The sequence below is a fragment of the Paraburkholderia silvatlantica genome (assembly GCF_003096715.1).
GTDB lineage: Bacteria > Pseudomonadota > Gammaproteobacteria > Burkholderiales > Burkholderiaceae > Paraburkholderia > Paraburkholderia silvatlantica.
Genome location: NZ_QEOL01000021.1, coordinates 93,145 through 110,523, shown reverse-complemented (window position 1 = coordinate 110,523; position 17,379 = coordinate 93,145). Strand labels below are relative to the sequence as shown.

The following is a 17,379-nucleotide window of genomic DNA, read 5'->3' as shown; positions in this document are numbered from 1 at the left end:
AAAAGAGGGACGGCAGCGCGCTGCCTTAAGACCAATGATTCTCGCACAGCGGCGGGTGGCGGGTGGTGGCCGCGGGTGGCTGCAGGGTCGCTGCACTACGCATCGCGCAGCGACTGCAGCGCCGGCCGTGCGAGCACATGCCGCAAGCTGATCCACCCGCCCACGCCCGCGCACAATACGCCTGCGGCGATGCCGGCCGGCACGAGCCACGGATCGAACGGGAGATAGAAGAGAAATACGTGCGTGGCGAGCACCGAGCCCACCGCCTGCGCGCCGATTGCCGCCATGAGCCCCGCGAGCGCGCCCACGGAAATGAATTCGGCCACCTGCACCGCGCGCACCTGCTGGTGCGATGCCCCCAGCGCGCGCAGCAGCGCCGACTCGCGCATGCGCTCGTCGCGCGTGCCCGCGAGCGCCGCGTAGAGCACCAGCACGCCGGCGGCGAGCGTGAAGAGAAAGAGGAACTGCACCGCGCCGATCACCTGCTCCAGCACGCGCTCGATCTGCGCGAGAATCGGCGCGATGTCGATCGCGGTGACGTTGGGATAGCGGGCCACCAGACCGTCCACGACTTCGCGCTGCCCCGGCGGCAGGTGAAAGCTCGTGATGTAGGTCGCCGGAAAGTCGCGCAGCAGCGCGGGCGACATCAGCACGAAGAAGTTGACCTTGAACGAGCCCCAGTCGAGCTTGCGCACGCTCGTCACGGGCGCCGTGACTTCCAGGCCCGTCACGTCGAACTTGAGCACGTCGCCGGGCTTCACGTTGATGAGCTTCGCCAGGCCCTGCTCGATCGAAAGCTGCGGCGTGGCCGAATCGCCATACCAGGTGCCCGCCTCGATGCGATTGTCGTCGGGCAGCTTCGTCGTGTACGAGAGATTGAACTCGCGATCCACGAGCCGGCGCGCGTCCTCGCTCTTGTACGAGTCAGGATTCACGGGCTTGCCGTTGATCGAGATCAGGCGAGCGCGCACCATCGGCTGGAGATCGCTATCGGCCGCCCCGGCAATGCCATGCGAGCGCAGCCACGCGGCCACGGCGTCGCGCTGATCGGGCTGAATGTCGATCAGGAACTCGTTGGGCGCATCGGGCGGCGTGGACTTGCGCCAGCCTTCGACGAGGTCGTTGCGCGTCATCGCGATCAGCAAGAGACACATGAGGCCGATGGCGAGCGCGGTGATCTGCAGCGCGCTTGCGCCCGGCCGCCGTTCGAGCGACGCCAGCGCATAGCGCCAGCCCACGCCCGCGCGTGCCTGGCCGGCGAGGCGTCCGCTACGTGCCAGGCGCGCCGCGCACCAGAGCGCCGCGCGCGCCACGCCGGCGAACACGAGCAGCCCGATCGCGAAACCGCCGGCGACGATGCCGCCCAGCTTCCACTCCCCCGCCGCGATCACGAGCAGCCCCGCGAAGAGCGCAATGCCGACGCCATAGGCCGCCCACGCGACGCGCCCTTCGCCGCCCCACTCGCGGCGCAGCACGCGCACCGGCGGCACGCGCGTGAGCGGCAGGAGCGGCGGCAGCGCGAAGCCAAGCAGCAGCACGAGGCCCGCGGCGATGCCTTCGAGCACGGGCAACGGGCCGGGCTGCGGCAGCACGACGTCGATGAGATTGCCGAGCCACGCCAGCAGCGCGAGATGGCCCGCGTAGCCGAGCGCCACACCCGCTGCGCCGCCCACGAGTCCGAGCCCCGCGAACTCCAGCACGAACAGCGTGCGCAACGTGCGTTGGCTCGCGCCGAGGCAGCGCATCGCGGCGCAGGCGTCGAGATGGCGGCGCGTATAGCGATGCGCGGCCATGGCGATCGCTACCGCCGCGAGCAGCGCCGTGAGCAGCGAAACGAGCGTGAGGAAGTGGCGCGCGCGGTCGAGCGTCTGGCGCACCTGAGGCTGGCCGTCCTGGAGCGATTCGAGCGCGACGCCGCGCATCTTGCCGCCATCCACGCGCGCACGCGCCCACGCGGCGAACTGCGCGACGGCCGGATCGGCGCCCGCCACGAGCAGGCGGTAAGTCACGCGGCTGCCATAGCCGAGCAGTCCGGTCGACGCGACTTCGTCGGCGCGCATCATGAGGCGCGGCGAGAAGTTCACGAACGAGAAGCCGCGGTCGAGTTCTTTCGTGATGAGCGCGTTCACGGTGAAGGTGCGCGTGCCGACCTTCACGGTGTCGCCGACATGGAGCTTGAGCGCGTCGAGCAGTTCGTCGTCCACCCAGACGGTGCCGGGCGGCGGAATGCCTTGCGCCGCGTGATCGGGCGCGCCCGGCGCTGCGGCGATGCGCAGCGCGCCGCGCAACGGATAGTCCGCCGAGACGGCCTTCACGGCGGCAAGCCGAGTGGCCGTGACGCCCGGCGCGGCGGAAGCGCCCGCCGCTGCCGCAGCTGGCGGCGGCGCCGAACTCACCATGCTCGGGAAGATCGCCGTGGTCGCCGTGCGCAGCGAGAGCGACTGCGCCTCGCGCGCGAACATCGGATCGACGGGGTGATCGGCGCGCACGATGAAATCGGCGGCGATCATGCGCCGGGCGTCGCGCTCGAGGCCGCGTTGCAGCCGGTCGGCGAGAAAACCGACGCTTGCGAGCGCCGCCACGGCCAGCACGAGCGCGAATAGCAGCATGGTGAGTTCGCCCGCGCGCCAGTCGCGCGCCGTCATGCGCGCGGCAAGATGCACGAGATCGGACCAGCCGGGTGTGGTGCGCACGGCCACGGGCCTGCCCGGACCGCCCTGGCCGCCGCCTGCTCCCGTCGGCTCAGTCTGCGCGAAGCCCGGGCCGCCTTCGCTGCGTGGAGGCCTCGCGTTGGAGGAAGAAGGGGCGCCGCCGCTCAATCGTGACGACCTCGCAACGAAAGTCGCGAAACCATGTGCGTCGCCATGCCGCGAAAACCGCCCTGCACGCCGCGCCACAGGCGCGGCAGCGCCCAGGCCGCGAGCACGAGGAACGCCACGAGCATGACGAGGAAGAGCAAAGGCACGAAGAACGCGAGCAACACGCCGACGAAGGTCATGCCGTCCTCGGCGCTCGAGGTGACGACATTCGACACCGGTTCAGGCGACAGGTTGATGAGCGCGCGCGTACCCGCCTTGGCGAGATGCGCCGTGCCCGCGAGCGTGCCGCCCGCCAGCGCTGCGACGGTCAGCAGCGCCGGATCGGCATGGCCGAGCGCGCCGGCCGCCAGCACGGCCCCGGCCGGGATGCGGATGAAGGTATGCACCGCGTCCCAGAGCGAGTCGAACGCGGGGATCTTGTCGGCAAGGAATTCGAGCACCGTGAGCGCGGCGGCAATGCCGATCACCCATGGCGAAGCGAGCACGGCAAGCGTGTCGGGCAGATGAATCAGGCCAAGACGTTGCAGCACGCCGGCCATCAGCACCGTGAGATAGAGGCGCAGGCCGCTGCCCCAGGACAGGCCCGCTGCTAGCGAAAGTGGTTCCAGCATGGCTGCCTCCTCGCGCGGCGCGGCCGGGGCGCCGGCGCTCCACGCGGGATGCGGGGGAGCGGCGCTGCGCGCACACGCTCGCCGCTCATGCGGCGCGGAGTGTTATCGGGTTATGACCGTTCCATTATAGCCACGCTCGCTGCGGTGCCGCAGCGGTGTTGCGCAGCCGCGGCATGGGATCCGCACCGAGGTATGCGCAGCGAATTTGATCAGGCGGACGAAGAAAGCTTGAGGCCGACGAGGCCGAGCACGATCAGCGCGGCGCTCGCCACACGCGCCACGCTCACGGCCTCGCCCATCACGACGATGCCGAACACGAACGCGCCGACCGCGCCAATGCCCGTCCACACTGCATAGGCGGTACCTAGCGGGAGTTGACGCATGGCCACGGCGAGCAGCGCAAAGCTGCCGAGCGCCGTGACCACGGTGAACACCGAGGGCCAGAGCCGCGTGAATCCTGCGGAAGACTTGAGACCGGCGGCCCACGCCACTTCGAGCAGGCCGGCGACGAGAAGAAGAAACCAGGACATGGGGAACGCTCCATTCGGGAAATGGGGCCGTCCCCGCTGACATAAAAAACCGTAAGGCCGTCCTTACAGAATCGTAATGATAGCACCGGCGCAGTTGACGCTTACTGCACGCCGACCAGCCGATACCCCACGCCCGTTTCCGTGATGATGTGTTCCGGCTGTGCGGGATCGCGCTCCAATTTCTGCCGTAGATGCGCCATGTAGATGCGCAGGTAATGGCTGCTCTCCACGTGCGAAGGCCCCCAGACTTCGCGCAGCAGTTGCCGGTGCGTGAGCACACGCCCCGCGTCGCGCACGAGCGTGGCGAGCAGGCGGTACTCGATCGGCGTGAGATGCACGGGCGCGCCTTCGCGCGTGACCTGGCGCAGCCCCAGATCGACATTCACGGCGCCGAAGCTCACCTGCGGCGCCTCGTTCGCCCCGCCGCGGTTGCGCCGCCGCAGTTGCGCGCGAATGCGCGCGAGCAGCTCGGACACGCCGAACGGCTTCGTGAGGTAGTCGTCGGCGCCGGCGTCGAGCGCGGCCACCTTCTCGCTTTCCTGGGTGCGCGCCGAAAGCACGATCACGGGCAGGTCGCTCCAGCCGCGCAGTTCGCGGATCACGTCGATGCCGTCGGTGTCGGGCAGGCCCAGATCGACGATCACGAGGTCGGGTTTGCGCGTGGCGGCCTCGACGAGGCCCTGCTTGCCGGTCTCGGCGTCGTGCACGACGATGCCCTCGCCCTCCAGCGTGGCGCGTACGAATCGGCGAATCTGTTTTTCGTCTTCGATCAGAACGACGGCGATGCTTGGGTCACTCATTGGCGGGTTTGGGATCGACGGTTTTCTGGGGAGCGGCGGGCATTTCGATCGGCTCGAGCGCTTCGGGTGCCTCTGGCGCATCGGTCACATCGGTCACATCGGTCACATCGGCAGGCAGCGGCGGCGGCAACTCTACGGGCAGTGCGAACCAGAACGTCGCGCCTTCCACGCGGCCGTCGGCGGCAATGCGATTGGCCGCGCCGATTGTACCCCCGTGGGCTTCGACGATCGCCCGGCAGATGGCGAGTCCGAGCCCGATGCCGGGCTTGGCCGACTCCTTCTCGCCGCGCGTGAACTTCTCGAACACGCGCTCGCCCATGCCAGGCGGCAGGCCCGGCCCGTTGTCCTCGATCGAGACGCGCACGAACGGCTGGCCGCCCTCCTCCACGCGGCGCGCCGCGATGGTGAGCGGCGTGTCGGCGGGCGTGTACTTGGCCGCGTTCTCCAGCAGGTTCGAGAAGAGCCGCTCCATCAGCACGGCGTCGAGCTGCAAAAGCGGCAGGCCTTCTTCCAGCTTCACCTGAACCGGATGCCGCGCGAGCACGCGGCGGCAAGCGGCGAGCGCTGCGCCCACGGTTTCCTCGAGCAGCGTCCACTGACGATTGAGCCTGAGGCTGCCCGCCTGCAGACGCGCCATGTCGAGCAGGTTCGTCACGATGCCCGTCATGCGCAGCGCCTCGTCGTGAATTGCCTCGATCAGCTCGCCCGAGCGCGCGTCCCGCGCATCCCCGGGCTCATGGGTTTGCGCGAGCATCGACGAGAAGCCGACGATCGCCGTGAGCGGCGTGCGCAGGTCGTGCGAGATGGCCGAGAGCAGCGAGTTGCGCAGCCGCTCCGACTCCATGTTGACGAGCGCGTCGCGCGCGATGTCCACGTAGTGCACGCGCTCGAGCGCAAGCGCGATCTGCGCGGCGAACGCGTCGAGCATGCGCTGCTGTTCGGGCACCTGCAGCTCGCGCGCGTCGCGCGTCACGACGGCGAGCACGCCGCGCGTGCGCATCGGCGCCTTGAGCGGCAAGTAGCGCGCCACGGCCGCCGGCAGCGTGTCGGTGCCGTTGCCCGCGGGCTTTTGCTGGTCGTACACCCACTGCCCCACGTCGATGTCGAGGCTGGCGGCGTCGAGCATGATCCTGGGATCGGGTTCCTCGATCTTCTGCTGCACCTTGTCGGCGCTATCGGGCAGGAGCAGCGCCACGCGCGCGCCGAACACCTCGCTCACGTGGCGGCTGCCGATCGCCACGATCTGCTCCGTGGTGAGCGCCGCGGCCAGCTCGCGCGCCATCGCGTACATCGCGCCGGTGCGCTGTTCGCGCCGCTGCGCGACGCTCGCCTCGCGGCGCAGGCTCGACGTGAGATGGCTGATGACGAGCGAAGTGAGCAGCATGCCGACGAAGGTCAGCAGATATTGCGTATCGGAGACCGAGAACGACATGCGCGGCGGCACGAAGAAAAAGTCGTACGCCGCGACGCTTGCAAACGAGAGCATCACGCCCGGCCCGCGCCCGAGCTTCGTCGCCGCGAAGATCACGCCGAGCAGATACAGCATGACGAGATTCGCGAGATCGATGCGGTCGATCAACTGGTTCGCGATGAGCGTCACGCACGCGCAGATCACGAGCGCGGCCGCATAGGCGCGCGGCGGCGAGCGCTCGGCGCCGCCCGCCGCCAGCGCATCGCGCCACGCATTGGCGGCACGCGTGGCGGCACTGGCCGCGCCCCCGGGCTCGCTGCCCCCACGCACGGCTTCGCCCGCACTGGCGCGCACGAGCGTGAGATCGACGTCGCCGGCCTTTTCGGCGAGGCGCTCGCCGAACGGGCGCTTCACCCAGCGTGAAAAGCCCGTGCGCAGCGACCCGCCCGCCACGAGCTTCGACACATTGCGCAGCCGCGCATAGCCGGCCAGCGTGGCCGCGGCGTCTTCGCCTGCGAGCGTCGCCGTTTCGGCGCCGAGTTCGGAGGCGAGTTTGAGCGCGCCGAGCGTGCGCTCGCGGACGGCATCGGGCAGACGCTGGAGCTTCGGCGTCTCCACGTACACGGCGATCCAGTCGGCCTTCAGGCTCGCGGCGAGCCGCGCGGCGGCGCGCACCAGCGCGTTCGCCTCGGGCCCCGGCCCCACGCAGACGACGAGGCGCTCGCGCGCCTGCCACATATGCTGGATCGAGCGGTCGGCGCGATACTCGCGCATCTGCGCGTCCACGCGGTCGGCGGTGCGGCGCAGCGCAAGCTCGCGCAGCGCGATCAGGTTGCCCTTGCGAAAGAAGTTGCGCACCGCGCGCTCGGCCTGCGCCGGCATGTAGACCTTGCCGTCGCGCATGCGGTCGAGCAGTTCTTCGGCGGGCAGGTCGACGAGCGTGACTTCGTCGGCGCGGTCGAACACGCGGTCGGGCACGGTCTCCCAGACGCGAATGCCCGTGATCTGCCCCACCACGTCGTTGAGACTTTCGAGGTGCTGCACATTGACGGTCGTGTAGACGTCGATGCCCGCATCGAGCAGTTCGTACACGTCCTGCCAGCGCTTCATGTGACGCGCGCCGGCCACGTTCGAATGCGCCAGCTCGTCGACGAGCACGAGTTGCGGCTTGCGTTCGAGCGCGGCGTCGAGATCGAACTCTTCGAGCAGCCGCCCACGGTAGGCAATGCGCTGGCGCGGCATCACTTCGAGGCCGGCGGTGAGCGCGGCGGTCTCGCTGCGCCCATGCGTCTCGACGATGCCCACTACCACGTCCACGCCTTCCTCGGCGCGGCGGCGCGCGGCCTGCAGCATTGCATAGGTCTTGCCGACGCCGGCTGACGCGCCGAAGAAAATCTTCAGCTTGCCGCGGCGGCGCTTTTCTTCGTCGCGCTGCAGCCGGTCGAGCAGCTCGTCGGGATCGGGGCGATTCATGCGGAAGTCGGGATAAGTGTCACGTGGGTTGCGTCTTGTGCACGAATGATCGTCTCACCGTGGCACGGAAATGGCAAACCGCACGCTCGACGCACGAGGCGTCGAGCGTGCGGCGCGGCACGGCGTTCCCGCTCAGCTAACCGCTTTGCCGTCGAGCGCGAGGTTCAGCTCGAGCACGTTCACGCGCGGCTCGCCAAAGAGGCCGAGCTGACGGCCCTTCGTGTAGCGGTCCACGAGCGCCTGCACGTCGTTCGCGCTCAGGTGGCGCGCTTGCGCCACGCGCGCCACCTGGTACGCGGCCGCGGCCGGCGAGATCTCGGGGTCGAGCCCGCTGCCCGAAGACGTCACGAGGTCGACGGGGATCGGCTGCGAGACATCGGTGCCCGCGGCCTTGAGGGCGGCGATGCGGCCTTTGATCTCGTCGGCGAGCGCCGGGTTGGTCGGCCCGAGGTTCGAGGCGCCCGAGCCCGTCGCGTTGTACGGCATCGGCGAGGTGGCCGACAAACGCCCCCAGAAGTACTGGGGCGCGTCGAACTGCTGGCCGATGAGCGCGCTGCCCACCACCTTGCCGTCGGCCAAGACGAGGCTGCCGTTGGCCTGGCGGTGGAACGCGGCCTGGCCGAACGCGGTCATCACGGCCGGATACACGAGGCCGGTGACGACCGTCAGCACGGCGAAGATCACGACAAGTGGACGAAACTGCGATTTCATTTTGGCTTCCTATGTATCTATCCGGGTGTCTGCGTGTATCTGCGTGTCTATTCGCGCGGCTCAGACCCAGCCGAACGCGGCGAGCACCATGTCGATCAGCTTGATGCACGGGAACGGCAGGAGAATGCCGCCGAGGCCGTAGATCAGCAGATTGCGGCGCAGCAGCGTCGCGGCGCCGAGCGGCCGGTACTTCACGCCCTTGAGCGCGAGCGGAATCAGCATCACGATGATGAGCGCGTTGAAGATCACCGCCGAAAGAATCGCCGACGAAGGCGAGGTCAGATGCATGACGTCGAGCACGCGCAGTTGCGGATAGGTCGTTGCGAACGCCGCCGGGATGATCGCGAAGTATTTCGCGACGTCGTTGGCGATCGAGAACGTCGTGAGCGAGCCGCGCGTCATGAGCATCTGCTTGCCGATCTCGACGATCTCGATGAGCTTGGTCGGGTTCGAGTCGAGGTCGACCATGTTGCCCGCTTCCTTCGCGGCCTGAGTGCCCGTGTTCATCGCCACGGCCACGTCGGCCTGCGCGAGCGCCGGGGCGTCGTTGGTCCCGTCGCCCGTCATCGCCACGAGCTTGCCTTGCGCCTGGTGCTCGCGGATCGTCGCGAGCTTGGTTTCAGGCGTGGCCTGCGCGAGGAAGTCGTCCACGCCGGCTTCGGCGGCGATCGCCGCGGCGGTCAGGCGGTTGTCGCCCGTCACCATCACGGTCTTGATGCCCATCTTGCGCAGTTCGGCGAAACGCTCCTTGATGCCGCCCTTCACGACGTCCTTCAACTCGATCACGCCGAGCACGCGCGCGACGCCGTCATGCGTTTCGGCCACCACGAGCGGCGTGCTGCCACGGCGGGCCACGTCGTCCACGGCGTTTTCGACTTCGCCGGGGAAACGGCCGCCATGGGCTTCGACGTAATGCTTGACCGCGTCGGCGGCGCCCTTGCGGATCTCGCGGCCGGGCATGTCCACGCCGCTCATGCGCGTCTGGGCGCTGAATGCGAGGAACACGGCGTGCAGCGAGTTCATGTCGCGCTGGCGAATGTTGAAACGCTGCTTCGCGAGCACGACGATGCTGCGGCCTTCCGGCGTTTCGTCGGCGAGCGACGAGAGTTGCGCGGCGTCCGCGAGCGCTTCTTCGGTCACGCCGGGCGCCGGCAGGAACATCGACGCCTGACGATTGCCGAGCGTGATCGTGCCGGTCTTGTCGAGCAGCAGTACGTCCACGTCGCCGGCGGCTTCCACCGCGCGGCCCGACGTCGCGATCACGTTGGCCTGCATCATGCGGCTCATGCCGGCCACGCCGATCGCCGAAAGCAGACCGCCGATGGTGGTCGGAATCAGGCAGACGAGGAGAGCGACGAGCGCCGTGATCGTTACTACGTGCCCCATCTTCGCGGCTTCGACCGAGAACATCGAGAACGGCAGCAGCGTCGCGGTGGCCATCAGCAGCACGATGCTCAGCGCGACCAGCAGGATCGTGAGCGCGATCTCGTTCGGCGTCTTCTGGCGCTTCGCGCCTTCGACCATCGCGATCATGCGGTCGAGGAACGCTTCGCCCGGGTTCGCCGTGACGCGCACGACGATCCAGTCGGAGAGCACGCGCGTGCCGCCCGTCACCGAGGAAAAGTCGCCGCCCGACTCGCGGATCACCGGGGCGGATTCGCCCGTGATGGCCGATTCGTCCACCGACGCCACGCCTTCGATCACTTCGCCGTCCGCCGGAATCGTGTCGCCGGTCTCGACGAGCACCACGTCGCCGCGGCGCAGGTCGGACGCCGTCATGATGCGGATCGGCGCCTTCGGATGCGGCTCGTTGAGCTTCTTGGCCATGACGTCTTTCCTGGCCTGCCGAAGCGACGCCGCCTGCGCCTTCGAGCGCCCTTCTGCGAGCGCTTCCGCGAAGTTCGCGAACAGCACGGTGAACCACAGCCAGAGCGCGACCGCGAGGATGAAACCCGCGGGCGCTTCGGCCTGACCGACGAGCGCCGCGATCCAGAGGATCGTCGTGAGCACGCTGCCCACGTAGACGCAGAACATTACGGGATTGCGCAACTGCGTGCGCGGTTTGAGTTTTCGGAACGAGTCCACGATAGCCGGACGCACCAGCGCCGGATCGAACATGGACCGGGTTGCACTATGCTGATTCATTTTCGTTTCGCTCATGTTGCGAAGGCCCCCGTTCAATGCACGCCCATCATGATCAGATGCTCCACGCCGGGACCAAGCGCGAGCGCGGGCACGTAGGTAAGCGCGCCAACCAGCAGCACCGTGCCGAGCAACAGCACGACGAAGAGCGGTCCGTGCGTGGGCAGCGTGCCGCCCGTCACGGCAATGCGCTTCTTGCCGGCAAGCGAACCCGCGATGGCGAGCACCGGCACGATGGTGCCGAAGCGGCCGAACCACATGGCAATGGCGAGCAGCCAGTTGTAGAACGGCGTGTTCACGCTAAGGCCTGCGAACGCGCTGCCGTTGTTGTTGGCGGCCGAGCTGAACGCGTACAGGATCTCGGAAAAGCCGTGCGCGCCCGGATTCGATATGCCCGCCTTGCCCGCGTCGGCGAGCACGGCGATCGAGGTGCCGAGCAGCACGAGCAGCGGCGTGAGCAGCACGACGATCGACACCATCTTCATCTCGAACGACTCGATCTTCTTGCCGACGTATTCCGGCGTGCGGCCGATCATGAGCCCCGCCACGAACACCGCGAGCAGCGCGAACACGAGCATGCCGTAGAGACCCGAACCGACACCGCCGAAGATCACCTCGCCGAGCTGGATGAAGAGCATCGGAACGAGACCGCCGAGCGGCGTGAGCGAGTCGTGCGCCGCGTTCACGGCGCCGCACGAGGCCGCCGTGGTGGCGACGACGAAAATGCCCGTTTGCGCGATGCCAAAGCGCGTTTCCTTGCCTTCCATGTTGCCGCCGGCTTGCAGCGCGCTCGCGTGCTGGTCGACGTTGAGCGTCGCGAACATCGGATTGCCCGACTGCTCGGCGGACAACACGCCGCCCACGGCCACGGCGAACGCCACCGTCATCACCGCGAGCACCGCGACACCCTGCCTGCGGTCGCCCACCACGTTGCCGAACACGAGACACAGCGACGCCGGAATGATCAGGATCGCCAACATTTCGATGACGTTCGAAACCGGCGTGGGGTTCTCGAACGGATGCGCCGAGTTCGCGTTGAAGAAACCGCCGCCGTTGGTGCCGAGCATCTTGATCGCGACCTGGGAGGCGACCGGGCCCATGGCGAGCGTCTGCGACGTGACCTTGGTGTCGACCGTCTCGGGATTGCCCTTCGCGTCCTTCACGGGGTTGCCCTGGGCGTCGAGCTTCGGCGCGGCGTAGGTCGTCGTCTGCAGCACCGGCACGTCCTGATACGCCTTGAAGTTCTGAATCATGCCCTGGCTCATCAGGAGCGCGGCGACGATCGCCGCCATCGGCACGAGAATGTAGAGCGTCGTGCGCGTGAGGTCGACCCAGAAGTTGCCGATGGTCTGCACCGAGTGGCGCGCAAAACCGCGAATCAGCGCGATCACGACCACGATGCCCGTCGCCGCAGACAGGAAGTTCTGCACGGTGAGGCCGAGCATTTGCGTGAGATAGCTCACCGTTTGCTCGGGCGCGTAGTCCTGCCAGTTGGTGTTGGTGACGAAGCTCACGGCCGTGTTGAACGCGCCGTCCACCGTCATCGGGCCGAACTGCTGCGGATTGCCGGGCAGCCAGCCCTGAATGCGCAGCAGCACATAGAGAAAGCCCACGCCGAGCACGTTGAACGAGATAGTGGCGAGCGCATAGCGCTTCCAGTTCATCTCGGACTGCGGATCGACGCCGGCGATGCGATAGAGGAGGTTTTCGAGCGGCGCAAAGAGCCGTACGACGCGCGAGCGCCCGTCGAGCACGCGCGTCATGTAGCCCGCGAGCGGCACCGCGAGCGCGAGCAGGACAACGAGGAAAATCCCCGCCTGGAGCAGATTGTTGGCGTTCACTCGATATCCTCCGCGCGCAGCAGCGCATGGACGAGATAAACGAACAGCAACAGCGTTGCCGCCCCCGATAGCCAGAAGATCCAGGTCATGGCCGCACCCCGTTCGCACCTTGATCGCGGCGGTACTGCATGAGCTTCTCGCAGCCCGCGATCAACGCGTATGTGAGCGCGGCGAAAACCACCAGCCCCCCGATATACAGCACATCCATTGTCGTGTTCTCCATTCGCGGATGACGGATGGCTGAACGTTACCCGCTGCGGCATTAAATCCGGATCAAAGGTTTTGGCGCTCGTATAAAAAACGCGTAAACGCGGGCGCGATCACGGAACGGGGCAAAAGGAAAAAAGGCGCGCAACGTTGGCGTTGCGCGCCTTTGGGGTCTCCATGAAGGTCTCCATGACGGAGTCAGGAAACGTAAAGGTCGAATCAATGCGACGGCGCCAATGGCATGCCCCATGCGGCGCGGCAGCGCGTCGGTTGTTACGTCACGGGATCAGGATGGTCGAACCCGTGGTCTTGCGCGCTTCGAGATCGGCATGCGCCAGGCCGACGTCCTCGAGCGCATAGCGCTGGTTGATCGACGTCTTGACCTTGCCCGAGGCGACCACGTCGAACAGTTCGGCGGCATTCGCCTCGTAGTCGGCGCGCTTCGCGATATAGGTGAAGAGCGTCGGGCGCGTGAAGAAGAGCGAGCCGCGCCCCGCGAACTCCGACGAATCGATCGGCGGCAGCGGCCCCGACGCATTGCCGAAGCTCACGAACATGCCGAGCGGTGCGAGGCAGTCGAGCGATTTCGTGTAGGTATCCTTGCCGATCGAGTCGTACACCACGGGCACGCCCGCACCGTTCGTGATCTCGCGCACGCGCGCCGTGAAGTCCTCGCGCGTGTAGACGACCGGATGATCGCAGCCGTGCGCCTTCGCGATCGCGGCTTTTTCGTCCGAGCCCACGGTGCCGATCACGGTCGCGCCCAGCGCCTTCGCCCACTGGCACACGAGCAGGCCCACGCCGCCCGCCGCCGCCTGGATGAGGATGGTGTCGCCCGCCTTCACACGATACGTGCGGCGCAGGAGATATTGCGCGGTGAGACCTTGCAGCATGATCGAGGCCGCCGCTTCGTCGCTGATCGCGTCGGGCAGCTTGATCACCTGGTCGGCGCGCAGCACGCGCTCCTGCGCATAGGCACCCGGCGGACGCGCGACGTAAGCCACGCGGTCGCCCGCCTTGAGCGCGCTCACGCCTTTGCCCACCGCCGTCACCTCGCCGGCCGCTTCCATGCCGAGCCCGGCGGGCAGCGGCTGCGGATAGAGCCCGTTGCGGAAATACACGTCGATGTAGTTGAGGCCGCATGCGCTCTGGCGCAAGCGCACCTCGCCCTCGCCCGGCTCGCCCACATCGACATCCACCCACTTCATGACGTCGGGGCCGCCGGTCTTGTCGTATCGGATTGCCTTGGTCATCACGTCTCCTTGATGGTGTTCTGGCTGGTTTCCTGAAATCGGGCTACGCGGCGCGCGCTTCAGACCGCGTTTTTCTGGCGCAGCGTGAGCACGTCGAGCAGCATGCGCGCCGTCGAGATGTTCGTTGCGCACGGCACATCGTGCACGTCGCATGCGCGCACGAGCGCGTTGATGTCGGGTTCGTGCGGCTGCGGAGTCATCGGGTCGCGCAGGAAGATCACGATATCGACGTTGCCTTCCGCAAGCCGTGCACCGATCTGCAGGTCGCCGCCATGCGGGCCCGAAAGCATGCGCTCGACGTTAATGCCCGTCGCGGCTTCGATGCGCGAACCGGTCGTGCCGGTCGCGACAATCTCGCAGTGACGCAGCGTATCGACGTATTCGCTCGCCAGCTTGACGATGTCGTCCTTCTTGTGGTCGTGTGCAATCAGTGCGACGCGGGTTGGCATGGCGTAAGTCTCCTTGACGTGTGGTTTGCGTGCGTAATAGTCGTGATGCGTCTCGTGATGCGGCGCGCCGGGCGCCGCGGCTGCCCGGCGCCGGCTCAATAAGTACCGGGATAAGCGCCGCCGTCGATCAGCCAGTTCTGCCCGGTGATATAGCCCGCGTGCACGCTGCAAAGGAACGCGCAGGCGCGGCCGAATTCCTCGGGCGTGCCGAAACGTCCGGCCGGGATTGTCTTCATGCGGCGCGAGCGCGCCTCCTCTTCCGAAATCTGGCTTGCCTTCGCCTGCGCGACGATGGTGGCCTGGATGCGGTCGGTGTCGAACGCGCCCGGCAGCAGGTTGTTGATCGTGACGCCCGTGGCCGCGACCTGGCGCGCCACGCCCGCGACGAAGCCCGTGAGGCCCGAGCGCGCGCCGTTCGAGAGGCCGAGCACGTCGATCGGCGCCTTCACCGAGGAGCTCGTGATGTTGACGATGCGCCCGAAGCCGCGCGCGATCATGGCGTCGATGGTGGCCTGGATCAGCGCGATCGGCGTGAGCATGTTCGCTTCGAGCGCCGCGATCCACGCCTCGTGGGTGTACTTGCGGAAGTCGCCCGGCGGCGGCCCGCCGGCGTTGTTCACCAGAATGTCGGGCGACGGACACGCCGCGAGCGCGGCGGCGCGGCCCGCTTCGGTCGTGATGTCGCAGGCCACCGCCTTGACGTCCACGCCCGTGCTCCTGCGGATCTGCGCGGCGGTTTCCTCCAGCGTCTGCGCGGTGCGCGCGACGATCGTCACGTTGACGCCTTCGGCGGCGAGCGCCTCGGCGCAGCCGCGCCCGAGCCCCTTGCTGGCCGCGCACACCAGCGCGTTGCGTCCTGCGATGCCCATGTCCATCGTTTTCGTGTCCTTTTTGCGTGGATGACCGTCCTGTGACAGGGCGGACACGGCCAAGCCCTGCGCCGCGCCGCCCTGCGACCTTTTTTGGGATTCTAGAAGAATCGGGCGCGCCGCGTGGAAGGCCGATGGCGCGCGGCCCGGCAACCGGCCCGCGAAGACGCGTCGCAACGCGCCATGCGCGCGCCCATGCGCGCAGGCTTACCGTATACTTGCGCCTGTAGCGCGGCCCGGCGCCCTTGCAAGCCCTGAGCGCTTGCCGCGCGCGGCGGGCCGTGCTCGCCGCCGCCGCGCACCCCGGGCATAAGCTTCGGGCTCGCGCGGCAACGGCACGACCGATTCTCCGATTCCCTTGCAGCCTCGTGCGCCCCGTCATGAAACAGGACAGCCGTTTCCCGAATCTCTTCATCCTCGATCACCCGCTGATCCAGCACAAGCTCACGCATATGCGCGACAAGGACACGTCCACGCGCACGTTCCGCGAGCTGCTGCGCGAGATCACGCTGCTGATGGGCTATGAAATCACGCGCGACCTGCCGGTCGCGTCGCGCCGCGTGCAGACACCGCTCGTCGAAGTCGACGCGCCGGTGATCGCGGGCAAGAAGCTCGCCATCGTGCCCGTGCTGCGCGCGGGCGTGGGCATGTCCGACGGCCTGCTCGAACTGGTGCCCTCCGCGCGCGTCGGCCATATCGGCGTCTATCGCGCCGACGACCATCGCCCGGTCGAGTATCTCGTGCGCCTGCCCGACCTCGAGGACCGCACCTTCATCCTCTGCGATCCGATGGTCGCGACGGGCTACTCGGCGGCGCACGCCATCGACGTGCTCAAGCGCCGCGGCGTGCCCGGCGAGCGCATCCTGTTCCTCGCGCTGGTGGCCGCGCCCGAGGGCGTCGACGTGTTCCAGAACGCCCACCCGGACGTGAAGCTCTACGTGGCGTCGCTCGATTCGCATCTGAACGAGCACGCCTACATCATCCCTGGCCTCGGTGACGCCGGCGACCGGCTCTTCGGCACGAAGAACTAACCGCTGCGCCACAGTCGTTGATGGGCGGCCGGGAGGACTGGCCGCCCTCGCCCCCTTCCCCACCTCGCGCGGACGCACCCGATCCCGCCCCCTTAGTCCCCTCCACGGCCGGCGTAACCGGCAACCGTCGGGCGTCGCGCCACGTTGGCAGGCGAAGCCGGGCGGTCCCGGCGTGATAAAATTCAAATCCACCTGAACGGGCGCTGCGTCCAGTCCTGCCGGCACATCGTGCTGCGCGGGCTTTACTGGCGAGGGGCGAGGCGCGCAGAATCGCGCGCGCCGTGCGAGCGACGCACGAAGGCCGCGCCCGGGAACATCGCAACGACAACAGCACATTGCACACTGCACGCGCATGGCGCGTGAGACGGAGAAAGGTATGGCGGGTCATTCGAAATGGGCCAACATCAAGCACAAGAAGGCTGCTGCTGACGCGAAGCGCGGCAAGGTCTGGACGCGGCTCATCAAGGAAATCCAGGTCGCGGCGCGCATGGGCGGCGGCGAAATCGACTCGAACCCGCGCCTGCGTCTGGCTGTGGACAAGGCGTACGACGCCAACATGCCCAAGGACAACATCAACCGCGCCATCCAGCGCGGCGTGGGCGGCGTGGACGGCGCGAACTACGAGGAAATCCGCTACGAAGGCTACGGCATCGGCGGCGCGGCCGTCATCGTCGATACGATGACCGACAACCGCACGCGCACGGTCGCGGAGGTGCGCCACGCGTTCTCGAAGTTCGGCGGCAACATGGGCACGGACGGCTCGGTGGCATTCATGTTCGATCACGTCGGCCAGTTCGTGTTCGCGCCGGGCACGCCCGAAGACGAACTCATGAACGCCGCGCTCGAAGCGGGCGCCGACGACGTCGTGACGAACGACGACGGCTCGATCGAAGTGGTCTGCCCGCCGTTCGACTTCACGAAGGTGAAGACCGCGCTCGAAGCCGCAGGCTTCAAGGCGGAAATGGCCGAAGTCACGATGAAGCCGCAGAACGAGGTCGAATTCACGGGCGACGACGCCGTGAAGATGCAAAAGCTGCTCGACGCCCTCGAAAACCTGGACGACGTCCAGGAGGTGTACACCAACGCGTCGATCGCCGAGGAATAAGGCATCGGCCCGGGAGGCCGCGCTCAGGCCGCGCTCAGGCCACGCTCAGGTTCGCCTCGAGCCCTGTTTCGGCCCCGCCTCCCGCAAGCGATTTTCACGGCCGGCGCACTGTGCGCCGGCCGCAACT

Annotated in this window: 15 protein-coding genes; 2 read left to right on the top strand and 13 right to left on the bottom strand. The window is 67.8% G+C overall.

The features are described 5' to 3' along the window. Positions 1–95 precede the first annotated feature (95 nt). The 13 genes from C7411_RS25320 to C7411_RS25260 form a co-directional block, all read right to left on the bottom strand. Positions 96–2,645, bottom strand: a complete 2,550-nt coding sequence (locus tag C7411_RS25320; RefSeq protein WP_110386821.1) for an ABC transporter permease — start codon at positions 2,643–2,645, stop codon at positions 96–98. A gap of 170 nt (positions 2,646–2,815) precedes the next feature. Next, positions 2,816–3,430, bottom strand: a complete 615-nt coding sequence (locus C7411_RS25315; protein ID WP_042272294.1) for a DUF4126 domain-containing protein — start codon at positions 3,428–3,430, stop codon at positions 2,816–2,818. 209 nt (positions 3,431–3,639) lie between these two features. Further along, entirely contained in the window at positions 3,640–3,960 is a 321-nt protein-coding gene (sugE, locus tag C7411_RS25310; RefSeq protein ID WP_110386773.1) for a quaternary ammonium compound efflux SMR transporter SugE, read from the bottom strand. Between the two features lie 101 nt (positions 3,961–4,061). After that, positions 4,062–4,760, bottom strand: a complete 699-nt coding sequence (gene kdpE, locus C7411_RS25305; protein ID WP_110386772.1) for a two-component system response regulator KdpE — start codon at positions 4,758–4,760, stop codon at positions 4,062–4,064. After that, the gene (locus C7411_RS25300) at positions 4,753–7,644 is read right to left on the bottom strand and encodes a sensor histidine kinase (protein WP_110386771.1); all 2,892 of its coding nucleotides are present in this window, start codon (positions 7,642–7,644) and stop codon (positions 4,753–4,755) included. The genes kdpE and C7411_RS25300 overlap by 8 nt, the downstream gene beginning before the upstream one ends. Before the next feature lie 132 nt (positions 7,645–7,776). After that, positions 7,777–8,355 carry a potassium-transporting ATPase subunit KdpC gene (gene kdpC / locus C7411_RS25295; RefSeq protein WP_110386770.1) on the bottom strand — a complete coding sequence of 193 codons (579 nt, stop codon included), beginning with the start codon at positions 8,353–8,355 and terminating at the stop codon, positions 7,777–7,779. 60 nt (positions 8,356–8,415) lie between these two features. Further along, positions 8,416–10,500, bottom strand: a complete 2,085-nt coding sequence (gene kdpB / locus C7411_RS25290) for a potassium-transporting ATPase subunit KdpB (RefSeq protein WP_110386820.1) — start codon at positions 10,498–10,500, stop codon at positions 8,416–8,418. A gap of 32 nt (positions 10,501–10,532) precedes the next feature. Next, a complete protein-coding gene (gene kdpA / locus C7411_RS25285) occupies positions 10,533–12,338 on the bottom strand; it encodes a potassium-transporting ATPase subunit KdpA (protein ID WP_110386769.1) in 1,806 nt (601 codons plus the stop codon). Next, positions 12,335–12,427 carry a K(+)-transporting ATPase subunit F gene (gene kdpF / locus C7411_RS25280; RefSeq protein ID WP_027819619.1) on the bottom strand — a complete coding sequence of 31 codons (93 nt, stop codon included), beginning with the start codon at positions 12,425–12,427 and terminating at the stop codon, positions 12,335–12,337. The genes kdpA and kdpF overlap by 4 nt, the downstream gene beginning before the upstream one ends. After that, the gene (locus C7411_RS25275; RefSeq protein ID WP_110386768.1) at positions 12,424–12,546 is read right to left on the bottom strand and encodes a potassium ABC transporter ATPase; all 123 of its coding nucleotides are present in this window, start codon (positions 12,544–12,546) and stop codon (positions 12,424–12,426) included. The genes kdpF and C7411_RS25275 overlap by 4 nt, the downstream gene beginning before the upstream one ends. A 277-nt stretch (positions 12,547–12,823) precedes the next feature. Next, positions 12,824–13,798: a quinone oxidoreductase family protein gene (locus C7411_RS25270; RefSeq protein WP_110386767.1), complete on the bottom strand. Its 975-nt coding sequence runs from the start codon at positions 13,796–13,798 to the stop codon at positions 12,824–12,826. 59 nt (positions 13,799–13,857) lie between these two features. After that, the gene (locus C7411_RS25265) at positions 13,858–14,247 is read right to left on the bottom strand and encodes a methylglyoxal synthase (RefSeq protein ID WP_110386766.1); all 390 of its coding nucleotides are present in this window, start codon (positions 14,245–14,247) and stop codon (positions 13,858–13,860) included. Positions 14,248–14,342: 95 nt separating this feature from the next. Next, positions 14,343–15,122 (bottom strand): SDR family oxidoreductase, encoded by a 780-nt coding sequence (locus C7411_RS25260; RefSeq protein ID WP_042272332.1) that lies wholly within the window; start codon positions 15,120–15,122, stop codon positions 14,343–14,345. Between the two features lie 374 nt (positions 15,123–15,496). On the opposite strand from C7411_RS25260, the gene upp reads away from it, so the two are divergent. Next, positions 15,497–16,147, top strand: coding sequence for a uracil phosphoribosyltransferase (gene upp, locus C7411_RS25255; RefSeq protein WP_110386765.1), 651 nt, complete (start codon positions 15,497–15,499; stop codon positions 16,145–16,147). 376 nt (positions 16,148–16,523) lie between these two features. Continuing rightward, positions 16,524–17,252, top strand: a complete 729-nt coding sequence (locus C7411_RS25250; protein ID WP_042272329.1) for a YebC/PmpR family DNA-binding transcriptional regulator — start codon at positions 16,524–16,526, stop codon at positions 17,250–17,252. The last annotated feature ends 127 nt before the right edge of the window (positions 17,253–17,379 follow it).

What these genes read in the sequence shown, in the direction of transcription:
- C7411_RS25275 (WP_110386768.1), bottom strand. Translation starts at nt 12,546, where the DNA reads ATGGATGTGCTGTATATCGGGGGGCTGGTGGTTTTCGCCGCGCTCACA.
- kdpC (WP_110386770.1), bottom strand. Translation starts at nt 8,355, where the DNA reads ATGAAATCGCAGTTTCGTCCACTTGTCGTGATCTTCGCCGTGCTGACG.
- C7411_RS25320 (WP_110386821.1), bottom strand. Translation starts at nt 2,645, where the DNA reads ATGACGGCGCGCGACTGGCGCGCGGGCGAACTCACCATGCTGCTATTC.
- upp (WP_110386765.1), top strand. Translation starts at nt 15,497, where the DNA reads ATGAAACAGGACAGCCGTTTCCCGAATCTCTTCATCCTCGATCACCCG.
- C7411_RS25270 (WP_110386767.1), bottom strand. Translation starts at nt 13,798, where the DNA reads ATGACCAAGGCAATCCGATACGACAAGACCGGCGGCCCCGACGTCATG.
- sugE (WP_110386773.1), bottom strand. Translation starts at nt 3,960, where the DNA reads ATGTCCTGGTTTCTTCTTCTCGTCGCCGGCCTGCTCGAAGTGGCGTGG.
- C7411_RS25260 (WP_042272332.1), bottom strand. Translation starts at nt 15,122, where the DNA reads ATGGACATGGGCATCGCAGGACGCAACGCGCTGGTGTGCGCGGCCAGC.
- C7411_RS25300 (WP_110386771.1), bottom strand. Translation starts at nt 7,644, where the DNA reads ATGAATCGCCCCGATCCCGACGAGCTGCTCGACCGGCTGCAGCGCGAC.
- kdpB (WP_110386820.1), bottom strand. Translation starts at nt 10,500, where the DNA reads ATGAATCAGCATAGTGCAACCCGGTCCATGTTCGATCCGGCGCTGGTG.
- C7411_RS25315 (WP_042272294.1), bottom strand. Translation starts at nt 3,430, where the DNA reads ATGCTGGAACCACTTTCGCTAGCAGCGGGCCTGTCCTGGGGCAGCGGC.
- kdpE (WP_110386772.1), bottom strand. Translation starts at nt 4,760, where the DNA reads ATGAGTGACCCAAGCATCGCCGTCGTTCTGATCGAAGACGAAAAACAG.
- kdpF (WP_027819619.1), bottom strand. Translation starts at nt 12,427, where the DNA reads ATGACCTGGATCTTCTGGCTATCGGGGGCGGCAACGCTGTTGCTGTTC.
- C7411_RS25265 (WP_110386766.1), bottom strand. Translation starts at nt 14,247, where the DNA reads ATGCCAACCCGCGTCGCACTGATTGCACACGACCACAAGAAGGACGAC.
- C7411_RS25250 (WP_042272329.1), top strand. Translation starts at nt 16,524, where the DNA reads ATGGCGGGTCATTCGAAATGGGCCAACATCAAGCACAAGAAGGCTGCT.